At 48.0% G+C, this 17,396-nt stretch carries 14 protein-coding genes; 9 read left to right on the forward strand and 5 right to left on the reverse strand.

Features of this window, described 5'->3' with window-relative positions; genetic code table 11:
* Nucleotides 1-69: 69 nt before the first annotated feature.
* The 5 genes from thiE (at nt 70) to EOPP23_RS07490 (ending at nt 5,475) form a co-directional block, all read left to right on the forward strand.
* Nucleotides 70-702: a thiamine phosphate synthase gene (thiE, locus tag EOPP23_RS07470; protein ID WP_153765338.1), complete on the forward strand. Its 633-nt coding sequence runs from the start codon at nt 70-72 to the stop codon at nt 700-702.
* 3 nt (nt 703-705) lie between these two features.
* Complete coding sequence (hemL, locus tag EOPP23_RS07475) at nt 706-2,010, forward strand: glutamate-1-semialdehyde 2,1-aminomutase (RefSeq protein ID WP_153765339.1); 1,305 nt, start codon at nt 706-708, stop codon at nt 2,008-2,010.
* A gap of 113 nt (nt 2,011-2,123) precedes the next feature.
* Entirely contained in the window at nt 2,124-2,762 is a 639-nt protein-coding gene (locus EOPP23_RS07480) for a hypothetical protein (protein ID WP_153765340.1), read from the forward strand.
* Nucleotides 2,763-2,864: 102 nt separating this feature from the next.
* Nucleotides 2,865-4,901 carry a hypothetical protein gene (locus EOPP23_RS07485; RefSeq protein ID WP_153765341.1) on the forward strand — a complete coding sequence of 679 codons (2,037 nt, stop codon included), beginning with the start codon at nt 2,865-2,867 and terminating at the stop codon, nt 4,899-4,901.
* Nucleotides 4,902-4,911: 10 nt separating this feature from the next.
* Entirely contained in the window at nt 4,912-5,475 is a 564-nt protein-coding gene (locus EOPP23_RS07490) for a hypothetical protein (RefSeq protein ID WP_153765342.1), read from the forward strand.
* A gap of 11 nt (nt 5,476-5,486) precedes the next feature.
* On the opposite strand, the gene EOPP23_RS07495 is transcribed toward EOPP23_RS07490, so the two are convergent.
* A complete protein-coding gene (locus EOPP23_RS07495) occupies nt 5,487-5,804 on the reverse strand; it encodes a DUF1820 family protein (RefSeq protein ID WP_153765343.1) in 318 nt (105 codons plus the stop codon).
* Nucleotides 5,805-6,038: 234 nt separating this feature from the next.
* Here EOPP23_RS07495 and EOPP23_RS07500 point away from each other — a divergent pair, with 234 nt between their 5' ends.
* Together EOPP23_RS07500 and miaB are read left to right on the forward strand one after the other, a co-directional pair.
* On the forward strand, nt 6,039-7,337 hold the full coding sequence (locus EOPP23_RS07500) for a hypothetical protein (protein WP_153765344.1): 1,299 nt from the start codon (nt 6,039-6,041) through the stop codon (nt 7,335-7,337).
* A gap of 256 nt (nt 7,338-7,593) precedes the next feature.
* Nucleotides 7,594-8,943 carry a tRNA (N6-isopentenyl adenosine(37)-C2)-methylthiotransferase MiaB gene (gene miaB, locus EOPP23_RS07505; RefSeq protein ID WP_153765906.1) on the forward strand — a complete coding sequence of 450 codons (1,350 nt, stop codon included), beginning with the start codon at nt 7,594-7,596 and terminating at the stop codon, nt 8,941-8,943.
* 143 nt (nt 8,944-9,086) lie between these two features.
* Here the strand turns inward: miaB and sstT are convergent, their stop codons facing one another.
* The 4 genes from sstT to EOPP23_RS07525 form a co-directional block, all read right to left on the reverse strand.
* On the reverse strand, nt 9,087-10,328 hold the full coding sequence (sstT, locus tag EOPP23_RS07510; RefSeq protein WP_153765345.1) for a serine/threonine transporter SstT: 1,242 nt from the start codon (nt 10,326-10,328) through the stop codon (nt 9,087-9,089).
* 260 nt (nt 10,329-10,588) lie between these two features.
* Nucleotides 10,589-12,145: an FGGY-family carbohydrate kinase gene (locus tag EOPP23_RS07515; protein ID WP_153765346.1), complete on the reverse strand. Its 1,557-nt coding sequence runs from the start codon at nt 12,143-12,145 to the stop codon at nt 10,589-10,591.
* Nucleotides 12,146-12,194: 49 nt separating this feature from the next.
* Complete coding sequence (locus EOPP23_RS07520; protein ID WP_153765347.1) at nt 12,195-13,820, reverse strand: glycerol-3-phosphate dehydrogenase/oxidase; 1,626 nt, start codon at nt 13,818-13,820, stop codon at nt 12,195-12,197.
* Nucleotides 13,820-15,433: an FAD-binding oxidoreductase gene (locus tag EOPP23_RS07525; RefSeq protein ID WP_153765348.1), complete on the reverse strand. Its 1,614-nt coding sequence runs from the start codon at nt 15,431-15,433 to the stop codon at nt 13,820-13,822. The genes EOPP23_RS07520 and EOPP23_RS07525 overlap by 1 nt, the downstream gene beginning before the upstream one ends.
* A gap of 109 nt (nt 15,434-15,542) precedes the next feature.
* Between EOPP23_RS07525 and EOPP23_RS07530 the strand changes: the two genes are divergently transcribed.
* Together EOPP23_RS07530 and dapB are read left to right on the forward strand one after the other, a co-directional pair.
* Nucleotides 15,543-16,595 (forward strand): AraC family transcriptional regulator, encoded by a 1,053-nt coding sequence (locus EOPP23_RS07530; protein WP_153765349.1) that lies wholly within the window; start codon nt 15,543-15,545, stop codon nt 16,593-16,595.
* A 56-nt stretch (nt 16,596-16,651) separates the two neighbouring features.
* Nucleotides 16,652-17,389: a 4-hydroxy-tetrahydrodipicolinate reductase gene (dapB, locus tag EOPP23_RS07535; RefSeq protein ID WP_153765350.1), complete on the forward strand. Its 738-nt coding sequence runs from the start codon at nt 16,652-16,654 to the stop codon at nt 17,387-17,389.
* Nucleotides 17,390-17,396 lie beyond the last annotated feature (7 nt).

Genomic DNA, 17,396 nt, shown 5'->3' on the forward strand with positions numbered 1-17,396 from the left:
ACCTCTCGATTGCTTAATTTAACCTGATATACTCTCCCGCCATATACCCCATACTCTTCTGGAATATCCATGCTTAAAGGTTTATATGGCGTCACCGACAGCCAACTGCTTCCTGATGACCGCATTTTGCTGGAAGCAGTGGAAGCCGCTCTTCGTGGTGGCATGAAAGTACTTCAGTACCGAGACAAAAGTCTGGATGCAGATAAACGACTGCGTCAGGCTTCCATGTTGAGAGTACTCTGCCACAGTTATCAAGCGCTGTTCATTATCAACGACGATATTGAACTTGCTGCCGACGTAGAAGCCGATGGCGTTCACCTTGGTCAACAAGACGAGACCATTGCTGAAGCGCGCCAGAGACTAGGCGATTATGCAATTATTGGCATCAGCTGCGAAGGTTCCATGGAGCAGGCACAAACCGCCGTGGAACAAGGTGCCAACTATATTGCCTTTGGCCGTTTCTTCCCTTCCCGCACTAAGCCTGACGCCAAGCCTGCTGAACTTTCCCTGCTGCCTGCTGCCAAAGAAGCCTTTAAAGTGCCTGTAGTAGCCATCGGTGGCATTACCATGGATAATGCGGCACAGCTGATCGAGGCGGGAACCGACATGATTGCGGTAGTTCACAACCTGTTTGCCTCCACAGACATCGAGTCCCGCGCTCGCGAATTTTCCAAACTGTTTGACCAGGAAGATCAGGAATAAACCATGAGTCGTTCTGACGATCGCTCCAGTAATCTATTTAACGAAGCCCAGAAAGTCATTCCCGGTGGTGTTAACTCACCCGTACGTGCTTTTAAGGGTGTTGGTGGCAAGCCGGTCTTCTTCAAAAGTGCAGAAGGCGCCTATGTTCAGGACGTTGATGGCAATGAGCTGATCGACTACGTAGGTTCCTGGGGTCCAATGATCCTAGGGCATAACCATCCTGAAGTGGTTGAAGCTGTTCGTGAACAGGCTTTGCTGGGGATGAGCTTTGGCGCACCGACGTCTCTGGAAACCGAGCTGGCACTGGAAGTACGTGAATTGTTCCCATCCATGGAACTGTTGCGCATGGTGAGTTCCGGTACCGAAGCCACCATGAGTGCTATTCGTCTCGCTCGTGGTTTTACCGGTCGTGACAAGATCGTCAAATTTGAAGGTAACTACCACGGTCATTCAGACTCCCTGCTGGTTAAGGCCGGTTCCGGCGCTCTGACTCTGGGCGTACCCAGCTCTCCCGGCGTTCCTGCTGCGTTGGCTGAAAGCACTATCACTTTGACGTACAACGACATCGACTCTGTAAAGCAGGCCTTTGCTGAAATCGGTTCAGACGTCGCCTGTATTATTGTTGAGCCTGTAGCCGGCAATATGAACTGTATTCCCCCGGTTCCCGGTTTTCTGGAATGCCTGCGTGAAGTGTGCGACGAGCACGGTTCACTGCTGATCTTTGATGAAGTAATGACCGGCTTCCGTGTTTCTCTGGGCGGTGCTCAGGCGCAGTACAACATCAAGCCTGACCTGACGACTCTGGGTAAAATCATCGGTGGAGGCCTGCCAGTTGGTGCTTTTGGCGGCCGTAAAGATGTTATGGAGTTCCTGGCGCCGCTGGGGCCGGTTTATCAGGCAGGTACACTGTCCGGTAACCCGCTGGCCATGGCTGCTGGTCTGGCAACCCTGAAGAACCTGTCTCGCCCTGGTCTGCACGGTGAGCTGACCGAAAAGGTTGCCAAACTGTTGGCTGGTTTCAAACAAAAAGCTGATGAAGCCGGTATTCCTCTACTGACCTCTCAGGCTGGAGCCATGTATGGTCTGTTCTTTACCAAACAGGAAAGCGTGACTCGTTTTGACCAGGTAATGGAATGCGATGCTGAATTCTATGGCAAGTTCTTCCACGCCATGCTGGATGAAAATATCTATATGGCGCCGTCCGCTTTTGAAGCAGGCTTTATTTCCGACGCCCACGGCGACAAGGAAATAGATCAAACCATTGAAGCAGCTGGTCGTGCATTCCAGAAGCTGCTTTCAGCGTCCTGACCAGACACAGACATTCGAATGCCTACGTCGTTTACCCAGCTCCGGCGGGGAAACGACAATTAGCTATTCGATGACGTGTGCCTACACACTAAAAGGTATTACCGACCCGGCCTATGAGTTCACTTGCTCTATCAGATGCGGTGCTGGCATTAGCCAGCGCCTTTGCAGTCTTTCTAATGTCTCAGCAGAAGTCTTTTGCGGTTGTTCATCGAACCGCTTCCAAAGGCGCACTGTTGGGTTTTCTGCTGATGGCGGGTGCTGGAGTTACAGGTACTCTTAACTTTGGTTTTTCCGAAGCATGGTTTGAGGTTTACCGGTTTCTGAATAATGCCGCCACTTTTATGGCTCCACCTTTAATCGGTACTGCCATGATTCTGGTGCTGACAGGAAACCAGTGGAGCAAGCCCGCCTGGGGTCGACTGGTCATTGCCATCTGTCTGGCCTTCGAAGTCTGCCGCTGGTATGGCCTTGGTGACCTCTATCGGGATCTACAGATTGCCGGTTTCCTGGCCATTATCATGCTGCTTTTGCTGAAAGCACAGATAGAACCAGGCCCAAAAGCTATGGTGATAGCGGCCTTTGTCAGCTACTTTGTTGGCGCGCTGGTGATTGGCAATGAGGGTACTCTGGCTGGCTATCTAAGGCTAAACCTGTTCCGCTACCTGATTGCACTGGGCAACCTGCTGCTGGGCAGTGGTCTGTTCATGCTACTGAAAAGCCAGAATAAATATACAGAACAAACCTCTGCATAAACCGGCTGGCAGAAATCCTGCCTTCGGTGCCCCCTGACAGCCTGAGTCGATACCAACGGTCCCTATACTTTCGGTATCATTCAGGTTCGCAGGGACGCTGCCGTGTCACTTCCAACACCACCTTCTTCTCACACAAAGCCCATTACTTCTGCGCAGTCTTTACCAGCCAGATTTGCACCTGAGACAGCAAAACCTGCTTCGTTTGCAGGTCATAAAGTAACCAAACAAGAGCCAATCCCCAAGCAGATTCCTCAGCCCGAGGAGCAGAAGATCAGTAAATCTAAAAGGCTTAAGAACAAACTTATAAATGCCTTCAGCATCAAACCTGCGCCTCCCCAGTATAAATATCACGCAACCGTCAGCTCGGGAAATCAGACCACTCATATCTGGACAAACAGCCCTAACTTAAAGGTATGGACGCCTGACCCCAAAGCAAGAATGCAAACCAATGCACCAGCTCCTAATTTTCATCACTTTAATCAGGTTCCTTATCAAGGCAATCTTTCTCAAATGATGATTCCCGGGTTGGGAGTACTTAACTTTAATCAGCCCGTTTTTTATCAACAAATGTCGAGTCAACCTCCGGTTTGGCATCCACCCGCTCAACTGACCGCTCAGTTAGCTCCTCCTATTCAATACGCCAAGCCTGCACCGGTTTATAACCATATCTATCAGGATGAAGCCGCCAGACTGAACATTGCAAAAACACGGTTCACGGAACGCTTTCATATCAGTGAAGCAACCGTTAAAAAGCTGGAGCAAAAGTCGGATATTGAGCAGCGAAAATTCTCAGAGCTTCCCCAAGGTATAAATTCAGTTGTTGCCCAGCTTAAATCAACCCACCTGAAACAGATCAGCAGCGCCCTGAACAATCATCAAACCAACCTTGCTCACGCTCTGCCCAACACTCACACAAGCATTGAGGAACAGGGAAAAACCTTTGTTAATAACCTTGAAAGTGGCATGCGTGCCATTGATGTTATCCTGAAAACCGGGCAGCAATATTATTCAAAAGAAGACATTCAAACCTTTAAGGATATACGTCGCCAACTCAGTGTTGAACGCTCTCTTGTTGTCCAGGTCATGATGCAGAGTGATGCGAATGGCCTTGGCGATAAGCTGAACTGGCAGACGGCAACAGATTTCATGCGGGTTGGTTATCAGCTGATACCAGCGACGGTTGAGCATCTTAGTACTCTGGATGACAGCTCTCTGGAGACATCCAAACCGTTTGGTAAAGGCATGACTCACACCGTATCCAAGCTGACTTACAAACATGACGGTGCTGAAACCAAAAAACTTTTCAAGGCTGAAGATGCTGTTGATAAAAGTGGTTACGAGCGAATCACCAAAAAAGGCGCTTACCTTGATTCCAGTCGCCCACAGTTTGCCCTGCGTAATCTTGCAGCTCAAAACCTGCAGCCATTGCTGGGACTGAATATGGTTCCGAAAATGGAACTGGCAACACACAAAGGTCAGATTGGCTTGATGATGGATGAAGCCAAGGGAACGACTGCATTTCCTACAGCGAAAAGTGGCATCAGCGAAAAACTAAAGAACAATACGGGTTTCGCCAATAATGTTGTCAGCGATCTGATTAAAGCAGAATGGTTTGACTGCCTTTGTGGGCAGAAAGACAGACACCCAGGCAACTACCTGATTAATCCGGACACCGGGCATGTTTCACTGATCGATAACGACCAGTCTTTTTATCCTGGAGATACCAGCGTTGCCAAAAACAGCACAGCAGCCAGTGAAGGTAACTGGCGCTCTCCCTGGCCGGGTCTGCCGGCACTGATTGACCGTGAAACCTTTACAAGGTTACAGGCTATCAAGGAACAGGATATACGGCAGAAGCTGTCAGGATTACTTGGTAAGAGTGAAGTCGACTCTACTCTTAAACGCCTTGAAGAATTGAAACAACACGCCATTAAACTTGAGAAAGAAGGTAAGGTTATCGACGACTGGTCTAGCTGGAAAAATGATGCCAAACCTGCTCTTGGCGCCTCTGATTTCCTGAAACAACACGGTAAACAGCAATCCTACCTTAATGCTCTGGAAGGAGCTCTTAAGGCCAAGACTGTTTCGGTGCCACCAGCGCCAAAACAGGCTCAACCCAGCTTCTCAAGCTTGAGATAGGAAAAATACCATGCATACCAGTACCTCTCTGTCACCTATAACAGACATCAACCAGCTCATGCACGGTGCCGGGTTACCAGTGCCGCCATTACCGAAAGACCTGACTGAGCTTATGTTTCGCCCTGAAAATTGTGACTACTACACGTCGAGAGTCAGTGCTCCCGGCCCCTGGAGTTTGAATTGGTTTCTGGAAGAACTGGAGAACGGTAATCCGGATAATTATCTGATTACCGGCATAGACGGGCATGGTTTTCTATCAACCGCCGCTCATTATTATATGGTCGATCCTGATATTGCCTTCTTCCATCAGACAGCTCTTCCTAGTCAGGTTCAGCCTGAACTGGAGCAAACCCTTGAAGATCAATACAGTTTACTGGCAGTAATGACCGTAGCGGTCAGACAGGCAAAGGAACAGGGTGTGATACCGAATGAGAGCCGTTTAATTATTGCTTCTCCGGCTTCAAGACCTGCAGTCTGGGGTGTGCAACCTAAACCCGGGCAACCTGTGATCTGGCACGATGCCGAGGATGCCCTGATTGAGTCATGCAACTGGCTGAAGGCCAGAATGCACTGATTCAGGAGGAATCAGGAAGACAGAGGCGGCATTGGAAAAGCTTTGATGTTACTGCCCTTTACTTCGCTGACCTTGGCAGTTCCTTCCTTCTCTACTTCATCAATACGAATAATAGACGTCAGAGGAATATAGCTGCGCTTTACACCTTCAAAAGTGCTCTTCAGCTTTTCTTCACTGGGATCAACCAGCAACTGGCTTCGTTCGCCAAAAGCAAACTCTTCTACTTCAATAAAACCCCAGAGTTCACTCTGGAAAATCTGGCGGGCATAGACTTCAAATACTTCACCTTCATTTTGAAAAATAACTCGAAAGACCTGCGTTTTTGACATCGACTCCATACACCTGCTGTTGACAGCCAGAACACCAGAATGAGGCTGCGGCTATTATTGCACTTTAATTATCCTGCAAATTCAGGACAGAAGAAAAAATAGCGGCACAGCTTACCATAACCCGTCAGATTAGTGGCTCAGTATCCATACAACAGAGGGTTCGTTATCTTTGACAGAGCGCCAACCCGAATCTATTTATTCACACTCCCGCAGTTACCTAATGTCGGTAGTCCCATGCGATACAATGCCATGCGATACAGCTTTACCCTGTTACTGTCTCTTTGTTTTTCTTTACTTCCTGTTCAACAGGCTGCCTCAACCGAGGCTAGTGAAGAAAAACCATCCTGTGATGCTTTTTTTCAGCAATACGACACCCCAGCTAAGCGCTTACAGGCTTATGTTAATGAACGAAAAGCGTTTATTCAGTACCTTCAACTTGGCCAATATCAGGAAGGATTTCAGGATCTGTTATCAAACACTTCTAACTTACAAGATGATGCACTGCCGTTGAATAATCTTGTTGATTTAGTACATAAGCATTACGAGGATGTCCCATACAAAACCCTTGGTGTACTGGAAGGTAAAATCGACCACCTCGAAGAAGCCGCTGACTGCTTCGATACAGGAAAAAGGTCAGACCAGAAGGTTATGCGCTTTATTCGTCACTCTAAAGCTAAAACAGAGGACCCCTATATTGGCTTTCCTCTTCGAAAAACGAAGGGCTCTGGCTCATCTGGCCAGGTACTGGTCACTTCTGCCAGTCGGTGTCATGAATCTGAAAGCTGTGAGTTCAGCGTACTGGACAGGTCAGACCTTGATAAAGACTTTATTCTGCTTACTCACCATACCCAGCAAACACTTTCTGACGACGAGCCTGAAGCAGAACCAGAAGACAGCTGCACCGAAACCACCACTGGCTGTGTAAAACTACCATCCAGAATTTTCGTTGATCGAGTCGACTTGAAAGAAACTCTGGAATGGTTTGGACAGCCTGATATTGTGCTGATTGCTCAGTACTTCCTTGGAGATGAAGAAGTTGCGAAACCCGTTCTAATCACACTGCCGTGGGTTATCAAAAAGGGGCTTAATTTTGGTCATACACAGATTATAAAATGGCCTAATGCCGACCGGGTAACTCTGACACTTATCGAGAAAAACTGGAACCTGTCCACACGAAGCATATACAACACAGCTTTGAAAATATTCAGTGTCATCAAGATAGCCTATGGCGCATATCAGTATGACCCTTCAGTCGTTCATTCTGCCATAAAGGAATTAATAGACTCCCCATCGAAGGAAGATCCAGATGAAGAAGATATATTTGACACACTTGATCAATTGACTGATGACCAGGTAATGGCGGCAACTACTTTCCATAGGGTCGTTAATGGCGCTGCCAATACTACTAAGGAAGTTGTTCTCAAAAATACAGAGGGAAACATCAAAGCAAAATTACAACTTGTGTACGAAAGTGCAGATATCGGCACACCGAATACAACCACTGGAACAGAGCCAAACCGTGACGAACTCTGACTATTCTGACAAGAGGTAGTTACAGCAGTCATTATCAGAAAATTTGCTCACTACCTTCCAGAAATTACAGCCGGTATAATGGCGGGTTTGAAATTGAACACCCGCCATATCAGCACCATAGGGATTTGCTATCTTTGGCGTGTAGTTGAGAGTACTGGCGAACCAGTGCTTTCAGCCGTGTAAAAACATCAGCCAAGCGCAAGGGCCCTATACTTATGCTCTTGCCAAAGACAGGAATCCGGTTTTGTCGTCTGAACTGACCAAAAAACTATACATCAAGACTCACGGTTGCCAGATGAACGAGTATGACTCGGCCCGTATGGCCGACCTGCTCGGAGAGACACACACTCTGGAGCTTACCGATAATCCGGAAGAGGCCGACGTTGTACTGGTTAACACCTGCTCGGTACGAGAAAAAGCTCAGGAAAAGCTGTTCCACCAGCTGGGCCGCTGGAAGAAACTCAAAGATAATAATCCTGACCTGATCATCGGTGTTGGCGGTTGCGTTGCTTCTCAGGAAGGCGAAGACATCCGTAAGCGTGCACCACAGGTAGACGTAGTGTTTGGCCCACAAACCCTGCACCGCCTGCCGGAAATGATCGATGCGACCAAAAGCAACCATATTCCGGTAATTGACGTTACCTTCCCGGAAATTGAGAAATTCGACCGTCTGCCTGAACCAAGCGTTGATGGTCCAAGTGCATTTGTTTCCATTATGGAAGGCTGCAGCAAGTACTGCACTTATTGCATCGTACCTTTCACCCGTGGCCCTGAAGTCAGCCGCCCGATGGATGACATTATTGCCGAGTGTTACGGTCTGGCCGAAAAAGGTGTTCGCGAGATCAACCTGCTGGGGCAAAACGTAAACGCTTATCGCGGTGAAAAAGACGATGGTTCTATCTGTGATCTGGCAGAAATGATTACTATCGTTTCCGCTATCGACGGTATTGATCGTATTCGTTTCACTACCTCACACCCTCTGGAATTCTCCGAGAGCCTGATCAACGTTTACGCCGATGTGCCAGAACTGGTGAGCCATCTGCACCTTCCCGTTCAGAGTGGCTCTAACCGTATTCTGGCAGAGATGCAGCGTGAACATAAAACCGACATTTATGTTGATAAGATCAACAAACTCCGTGCGATTCGTCCAGGTATGAGTGTCTCCTCCGATTTTATCGTTGGCTTCCCCGGTGAAACCGATGAAGACTTCCAGGACACCATGAACCTGATTGCTGAAATCGGCTTCGATGCCTCCTTCAGCTTTATCTACAGTAAACGTCCAGGTACACCTGCTTCCGATATGCCGGATGATGTGACGGAAGAAACCAAGAAACAGCGCCTGAAGATTCTGCAGGATCGTATTAACCAGCAGACCATGCAGATCAGCCGTCGCCTGGTAGGTTCAAAGCAGAAGATTCTGGTAACTGGTTATTCCAAGAAAGATCCAGGTGAGTTGACTGGTCGTACCGAGTGTAACCGTGTGGTTAACTTCAAGTGCGCTGAGCCACGCCTGATTGGCCGCTTTGCAGAAGTTGAGATTGCCGATGCTCTGCCACACAGCTTGCGAGGAGTTCTGCTGAATTCTGAGCTGGGCGCCGTCGCTTAATCGATAGACGTTAAGTCCATAAACACAAAAAGGCGAGTCAGTTATAGCTGACTCGCCTTTTTTATTGTGATTCGTTTACCACCAACAATGGTGATAATCGAATCCAGCGCTCAAGACTGTTCATTACTTAAAACTCGAAGGTTTTAAGCCGCATCTACAGCTGCAACAATCTCTTCCTGCTCATGGCTGGACAGACAGGCTGCCGCAGTAAACAGAACATCTGTAGAACTGTTCAATGCGGTCTCAGCAGAGTCCTGGACTACACCGATGATAAAACCAACAGCCACAACCTGAATGGCAACTTCGTTCGGAATACCAAACAGGCCGCAGGCCAGAGGAATCAGCAGCAGGGAACCACCAGCGACACCGGAAGCACCACAGGCAGAGACTGCAGCCACCACACTCAGCAGCAAAGCAGTTGGTACATCAACATCAATGCCCATAGTGTAAGCAGCAGCCATGGTCAGCACAGTGATGGTGATTGCAGCGCCCGCCATATTGATGGTTGCGCCAAGTGGAATGGATACAGAATAAGTGTCTTCATCCAGACCCAGTCGTTTACACAGCCCCATGTTCACAGGAATATTCGCTGCAGAACTGCGGGTAAAGAAGGCCGTTACAGCACTTTCACGCAGACATTTGAACACCAGAGGATAAGGATTACTGCGAATCTGTGTCCAGACAATCATCGGGTTCACAACCAGTGCCATAAACAGCATCGCGCCGAGTAGAACCGACAGCAACTCACCGTAAGCCAACAGTGCACTCAGGCCAGTAGTAGCAATGGTATTAGCCACCAGACCAAAGATACCAATTGGCGCAAAACGGATAACCATTCGAACAATGCTGGACACACCGTGAGCCAGATCGCTCACCATAATACGGGTGCTATCAGAAGCGGTTCTCAGAGCCATACCCAAGGCAATAGCCCAGGCAAGAATACCAATAAAATTAGCTTCCATCAGAGCAGTTACAGGGTTTGCTACCAGATTGAACAACAGGTTATTCAAAACCTCTGTAATCCCTTGTGGAGCAACGTTGCTGATAGTTGCCTGAGTCAACGTCAGCTGGGTTGGGAACATAAAGCTCAGTGCTACAGCAACAACAGACGCTGACAGAGTACCCAGCAGGTAAAGCTTGAGAACCGGCTTCATACGACTTTCATCGTTGGACTTCTGACTGGCAATGGCAGATGCCACCAAAACAAACACCAGAATCGGAGCAACTGCTTTAAGGGCTTTAACAAACAGGCTACCCAACAAACCGAGAGAGATAGCCAGCTCAGGAGCTACCAGCGCCAGAGAGATACCGGCAACAATACCCACCATAATCTGGAATACCAGATTACCCCATAGAAACTGTTTACTGGTTAGTCGTTTTGACATGTAAGAGATACCTGTAGTTATATTTTTTTTCATGCCCGAAGTTACCTTCGAAAATGAGGTGAGCCTGACCAGAAGGTCAGGCTGATTAGTGGCGCTGAAATCTACAGGGATTTTTTCAGGAAAGAACTGATTTGTGTCTAGTTTTTACCCACAAATTTATTAGTACATACCGAAAAACCATCTACAACTGCTTCGGACACTCGATTAAAGAGAAGTAAGTAACGAACCAGTAACCGCACAAGACACCTAACCAACGACTCTTATTTGGGATAACCAGTGATTTCCCGAATCGATTTATAGAGAGGTTTCATGCGACGGTACATTTTCAGGTACACCTCACGATAGAGCCGATTGTAGAGGTCAACTGTTTCCGTATCAGGCACAAAAACGTCACCTTCATGGGTCATTGCCGCTATTGCAGAGGCATAATCTGAATAGATGCCCAGACCCACAGCACAATTGATAGCAGCTCCAAGGCCGGATGTTTCAAAGGTATGTGGCCTTTCAGCAGGCATTCCGAAGATGTCTGCAGTCAACTGCATCGCTGCATCACTCTGTGAACCACCGCCAGATACTCTCAGTCGTGTGATTTTCTGACGACTTCGCTTTTCTATTTTCTCTTTGCCCCATCGAAGCTCATAGGCAAGACCTTCCAGAATGGCTCGATAAACGTGAGCTCGTTTATGAACATCACCAAAACCAATAAATGAACCTTTACCCTCTGGCCCTGGCTGTTTAATACCTGGAGACCAGTACGGTTGCATCATCAAACCCATCGAACCGGCAGGAACCTGATTTAACAGATCATCAAACAAAAATTCGGGTTCAACGCCCATTTCCTTGGCTACTCTCTGCTCATAATGAGCAAACTCTTCCTTAAACCAACTCACCATCCAGAAGCCACGATAAACCATAACTTCTGTGTTGTAGTGTTCAGGCAAAGCTGCTGTGTAGGCCGGAGAAAGAAACTCAGGCTCAATATACTTTGGCGTAGTGATATTGATGGTGGCAGTGGTGCCAAAACTGAGGCTGCATACGTGAGGCTCAATAGCTCCTGCACCTAACACTTCACAGGCTTTATCAGAAGCTGCAGCAATGAGAGGTAACCCTTCTGGCAAACCTGTCAGCTCTGATGCCAGCGCAGAGATTTCACCCAACGTTTCACCGGGCTGAACAAGTTCAGGCAGCATCTCTCTTGTGACTGAGAGCAGTAACCATTTGATGTCGTATTTTTTCGCCCACTGATGACGCTTATAGTCATAGGGCAGGTAGCCAACAATAGATCCGGCAGAGTCTTTCAATTCACCTGTCAGCTGGTAGGTCAAAAAACCGGAAAGGTTTACAAAGTGTTTTGTCTGCTGCCAGACCTCCGGCTGATGTTTTGCCTGCCAGTTATCCCGAGACTTTGCTCGCAGTTCCTTGATGATAGGGCCAGCTACAGGTGTCTTTTCCAGCAAGCCTAAAAGGCCTTTCTCATTTTCACTTTCAAAACGACGCTGATCCATCCAGATAATGGCTGGGCGCAATGGTTTCTTATTTTCATCCAGATTGATCATGGTGTAACGCTGAGTGGTCAGGGATACTCCGGCTATCTGTTCAGGTTGAACCTTGCCAGACTGCCACAGTTGTTTGAATGCTTCCTGCAATGATTGCCAGTAGTAATCTGCATCCTGCTCAGCCCAGCCTGGTTCATCCGAATAATACGCTTCCAGATCAATCTTAACCTTGGCTACTTCCTGCCCTTTAAAGTCAAAGGCAATAACACGAACGCTCTGTGTTCCATTATCAATGGCCAACAAATAGGACTTCTGACTCATTAGCCTTTCCTGTTTTTATTTTCTCTGGAAACCAGTCTGTCCTGGCTTTTTATTGTTCTGTTTGCTTACGACTCTTTCCGGCCGGAAGACTGTAATAGGTCTGCCAGATTGTCTGATAACGCCCTTTTTCTTCAAGCCATTTAGCCTGACTCCAGCCTGCATTTCGACAACAGATTTCTTTTATCCGATTTTCAAATATCAATCCACCGTCTTTCACCAACAGACCAATTCGAGTCCGACGCAACAACAAATCATCGAGATGAAGAACGGCTTCCTGAGCTGCTGCCCAACGAAGCTCAAGCCAGAGGGTTCGGGTGCCAGGTACGCACTCAAGGTCACTTTCTTCAGCCAGCTCCAGCATCGATTTTAAATCAGGTCCATAGTGCCCCTGTAACCGTCGAACCAGATAATCAGGAAGGCTGTTATTAAGCAAAGAAGTAGAAGAACTGGCTTCTGTAAAAATACGCTCACCACTGTCTTCAAATTGAGGACCATTTAAATACTTTCCAGCTTTATTCAGCACATCCAGAGCAATCAGACGAAACGTAGTCAGTTTGCCACCACTGACACTGACCAGCCCTTTATCATCCCAGATACTGTGTGTCCGTTTCTCACGGGATGGATCCAACTTACCGCTGGATATCAACGGCCTTACTCCAGCCCAGGTTGATATCACATCCTTTTCACTGAGCTTGATCGAGGGAAAGAGAAATTCAGGAACCTTCAATAGATAATTAAACTCAGCCTCGGAAATACTTATTTCCTGATCACCCAGCGTTTTCTGGTCAAGGTCAGTGGTACCGATAACTGTGCGCCCTTCCCAGGGGAATATAAAGACCGGACGTTTATTTTCAGGATGAACAACAGTGTAGGACTGAGCTACTGGCAAACGCCAAGCTGGCAGAACTATATGGCTACCTCTGGCCGGGCGAACAGTGTTGCCCTGGTCAGATTTATCTCGCAGCTCATCAACCCATGCGCCTGTAGCATTGATCACTACTTTTGCATTGGCCGTAAACTGTCTGCCCGTCTCCCGGTCTTCCAGAATACAACCACTGACAGCTTCATCATTTCTAAGCAGTGTTTTGGCAGATACATAATTTACTATATCTGCACCTTCATTCTGAGCTTCACGTAATACTCGCATTACCAGCCGAGAATCGTCTGTAATGGCATCAGCAAACTGGGTTGAGCCTGTCAGGTTTTGTTTGTTAATAAGCGGCGTCAGGTACTCGGTTTCTGAAATTGAATGGCGCTTGCGATACTTCTTACCGGCAAAACTGTCATAAACACTGAGCAAACCATTGAATACTTTTGGTCCGGGAAACTGCTTTTTATAGTGGCTCATCATAAAGCCAAGGGGGTCTACCAAACCCGGTGCTTCTGCCAGCAGCTTTTCTCTTTCACGGACTGAATGAAGTGTGGTTTTTATATCACCGGCTGCGATGTATCTAAGGCCACCATGAACCATCTTGGAAGACCGGCTGGAAGTACCCCATGCAAAGTCCTGCCGTTCAACTAGCAAGATCTTCAGCCCTTTTCGAACAGCTTCACGGGCAATGCCTGCACCGGTTATACCACCACCGACAACGATCACGTCCCAACAATCGACACAGTGCTCAAGCCTGTTCAGCAGCTCCTGACGTTTACCCGCCTGCCAGTCTTCCGAGCTCATCAGTTCTCTTCCTTTGGCAGAAGCGTTCCCGGATTCATTCGCTTATCTGGATCGAACTTACTCAACATGGTTTCGATCAACTCCATACCCAGCTTGCCTTTTTCAGCCTTCAGGTAAGGTGCATGATCCTTGCCGACACCGTGCTGGTGAGAGATTGTTGCCCTGGCATTAGCAATAATGGAGGAAGCAGCCAGCTTCAGCTTTTTCCAGCACTGCAGGGTCTGCTCATAGGAATCAGCACAACGGAAGAAATACGTCGTGTAGATACTGCAACCCTGACCATAGAGGTGTGACAGGTGAGTGAAGACCATCACTTCCTCACCTTCATCCTTCAAAGCTGTGCGGAGGGACTCTTCAATATCCACCATTAACTGGTCAACATTCTCCCAGTCTGTAGAGGTTTCCAGCGTATCGATGGCAATACCTTCCTGCCAGCAGGACTCTCGCAGGTAAGGAAAACGGAAGCGACCTTCGGCCCAGATTTCACCCATGATATTGGCGATAAAACCGCCGATACCACCGTGCTGACCCAGAGTGTTGCGAATCTGTTTCAGTGATGCCTTGTTTTGCAATTTGGTTCCGGTAACTCCAAAGGTCAGCATACAGCGACCTTCTTTAAGGCCTCTAAACTTTAGAAAAGCATCCAGAGTCTTATACTGTTTCTCTTTAGTACCAAGGTGAAGGTGCGCATTGGTTTCATTGGCATTACTAACCCGCATCATCGACATGGGCACTTTAAGTTGTACCAGCTCTTTAACCGCAGTTTTGGCCTTTTCCCAGTCCGGCATAAAGTAGACGAAGAACTTCTCTTCCTCTGGCATACGGCTGACTCGCACCTGAACTTCAGTAAAGATACCCAGCCTGCCTTCCGTACCCATGGCAATTTCACGAACATCAGGTCCAGCAGAAGAAGCAGGAATAGATGGAATATCAAGCGAACCTTTTAGTGTTTCCAGACGACCGCCGGCAAACATCTGCTCAATACGACCGTATCTTAATGATTGCTGACCGCTCGACCTAGATGCAATCCAGCCCCCAACTGTCGACAGTTCCCACGACTGCGGATAATGTCCAAGGGTATAACCTTTGGCTCGTAGCTGAGATTCAACCTGAGGACCAGGCGTACCCGCACCAAAGGTGGCAACCTGACTTTCCGGGTTGATATCCAGCAGTTGATTCATTCGTCCCATATCAATGGTTAGAATCGGTCGCTGACTGACATCCGGCGTAATATGCCCGGCTACGGAAGTGCCGCCACCATAGGGAATAACGTCAATATCATGTTTTTCTGCAAGGTCGAGCAGCTCCCGCACCTGACTGCTGGATTCCGGAAAGGCAACGCCATCAGGAAATATTTTGAAGTCACCGCTGCGCATAGCCAGCCAATCGGGAAAGCTCTGGCCTCTGGCGTGCCTTACCCGATCTTCAGCGTTTACTGATATAAGGCTGTGTTCAGGTAGCCTGCTCTCAGGTACAGAATCAATGACTGATTCCAGAGAGGCATCGGGTAGAGTCTTTGGTGTGCCAATAATAGAATGAATCAGTTGACGGCCATGGCCTGATACTTCCTTGATGTAATCCTCATCACCCCAGCCATTCCAGCGACGCCCCATGATTTCACCTTTATTTTTCTTGTTTATAGTTACAGCGTTACTTTTATATAGCTGCAACCTTAGTATGATGAACTGACAAAAATAGTCAGTGACACTTCAGGACAACCCATTGGTAAATAAAGACAAACCTGACAGTCTCACCAAGCTCGGGACTGCTTCATCAGCGGCTGTGCGTCAGTACCTTCAGGCTGCGTTGGACTATGGCATCGACAGCTCAACCGCCTTACAAGCATGCGATATTGACCCGGGTGTACTGGATAACTCGGTGCCACGTATTTCTGGCAATCAGTTCCAGTCATTGATTCACTGGCTGGTACTGCAAGTCGACGATGATTGTTTTGGTCTGAAGTCAGCTAACTATGTAGAGCCTGGCTCTTACAGCCTGCTTGGCTATATGGCAATGAGCTGTCGTACGCTGGAAGAAGTGCTTAATAAAGTTCCTGAATACGAAGCCATTGTCGGGGATATGGGAACTACCTTTTTCGAGCAAAATAGTGATCAGCACATTATGAGCTGGCACTGCCTGTATCCAGATTCTGTCGTTCGTCCTCATATGATCAGCAATGTTCTGGGTTCCTGGCTGAATTTTTCCAGAAGGCTGGCAGACTTAAGAAATGCCAGACCGGAGCAGGTTCTGCTGGAGTTTGATTGTTCCAGCCAAAATACAAGAAACCATTACGAGCAAGTTTTTGAAGCTCCGGTAGTCTTCAATGCGGGTAAAAATTCCCTGATATTCTCCAGCAGTGTTCTGAACACTCCACTGCATCAACCTGACCCTCAATTGACAGCAGCCCTTGAGCAACAGGCTATTGCGCTTTTAAAACAGGTTCAGGATAACCCCATCATCAATCAGGTCAGAAAAGTGCTGACAAACATGATTACTGAGGGTTTGCCAAGACGTGAAAGAGTGGCCGAGCAGCTAGGCATTACCGAAAGAACCCTGCAAAGAAGGCTTCATGATGCTGGCTCCGGTTATCAGCAACTATTGGATGAACTGAGACTGGACACTGCCAAACGCTGGCTGACCAGTGACAGTCTCTCTATCAACGAAATAGCCAGCCGCTTGGGTTTTAGCGAAGCTGCGTCCTTTCATCGCCGTTTCAAGTGCTGGACTGGCATAACACCAGGGGAATTTCGCAGCTCTTTTGTCAGCTCGGATTGACAGGTTGCAGTGATCCGTTAAAGTTGCCGGTTATAGATCTAATAATGGAGCAGAACATGTCAGTCTTGAGAGTTGTGGTTAACGGTGCCAAGGGCAAAATGGGACAGACCGTTGTCGATTTTGTTAATAACCACAGCAAACTGGAACTGGCCGCTGCTGTCGACATGGGTGATGATCTCGGCAAAGAGGTAAAGGACAACGCTGCTGATATCGTTGTTGACTTCACCCGCCCTGAAATCCGTATGGAAACGGTTCGTCAGACACTGTTCTCCGGCGCTGCCGCTGTGGTTGGTACAACCGGCTTTACGCCTGAAGACCTTGAAACCATCAAGGGCTGGGTTAAGGAAACCGGTAAGGGTTGCTTTATCGCCCCTAACTTTATCGTCGGCAATGTGCTGATGCAGCAGTTTGCCAAACAGGCTGCACGCTATTACGAATACGCTGAAATCATTGAATACCACCACGAGCAGAAAGTGGACTTCCCTTCAGGTACGGCTGTAAAAACGGCAGAACTGATGGCCGAAGAGCGTGAGAAGTTCAATGTTGGCACTAATGACCAGGTTGCTAACATCGAAGGCTCCCGTGGTGGAGACCATAAAGGCATCAAACTTCACGCCGTACGTATGCCAGGCTTTGTTGCCTCTCAGGAAGTGATTCTGGGTGGCCACGGCCAGTATATGACGATCCGTCATGACTCCATTGAGCGCACCAGCTATATGCCGGGCATTCTAATGGCCAGCGAGTATATTGCTGATAAAGCTGAGCTGGTTTATGGATTAGAGAATATTCTCTAACCGTTGA

The organism is Endozoicomonas sp. OPT23 (genome assembly GCF_009653635.1).
Lineage (GTDB): Bacteria > Pseudomonadota > Gammaproteobacteria > Pseudomonadales > Endozoicomonadaceae > Endozoicomonas_A.

Bases quoted from the DNA above. Each gene is read 5' to 3' on its own strand.
- thiE (WP_153765338.1), top strand. From the start codon at position 70: ATGCTTAAAGGTTTATATGGCGTCACCGACAGCCAACTGCTTCCTGAT.
- hemL (WP_153765339.1), top strand. From the start codon at position 706: ATGAGTCGTTCTGACGATCGCTCCAGTAATCTATTTAACGAAGCCCAG.
- EOPP23_RS07480 (WP_153765340.1), top strand. From the start codon at position 2,124: ATGAGTTCACTTGCTCTATCAGATGCGGTGCTGGCATTAGCCAGCGCC.
- EOPP23_RS07490 (WP_153765342.1), top strand. From the start codon at position 4,912: ATGCATACCAGTACCTCTCTGTCACCTATAACAGACATCAACCAGCTC.
- EOPP23_RS07495 (WP_153765343.1), bottom strand. From the start codon at position 5,804: ATGTCAAAAACGCAGGTCTTTCGAGTTATTTTTCAAAATGAAGGTGAA.
- EOPP23_RS07500 (WP_153765344.1), top strand. From the start codon at position 6,039: ATGCGATACAATGCCATGCGATACAGCTTTACCCTGTTACTGTCTCTT.
- sstT (WP_153765345.1), bottom strand. From the start codon at position 10,328: ATGTCAAAACGACTAACCAGTAAACAGTTTCTATGGGGTAATCTGGTA.
- EOPP23_RS07515 (WP_153765346.1), bottom strand. From the start codon at position 12,145: ATGAGTCAGAAGTCCTATTTGTTGGCCATTGATAATGGAACACAGAGC.
- EOPP23_RS07520 (WP_153765347.1), bottom strand. From the start codon at position 13,820: ATGAGCTCGGAAGACTGGCAGGCGGGTAAACGTCAGGAGCTGCTGAAC.
- EOPP23_RS07525 (WP_153765348.1), bottom strand. From the start codon at position 15,433: ATGGGGCGTCGCTGGAATGGCTGGGGTGATGAGGATTACATCAAGGAA.
- dapB (WP_153765350.1), top strand. From the start codon at position 16,652: ATGTCAGTCTTGAGAGTTGTGGTTAACGGTGCCAAGGGCAAAATGGGA.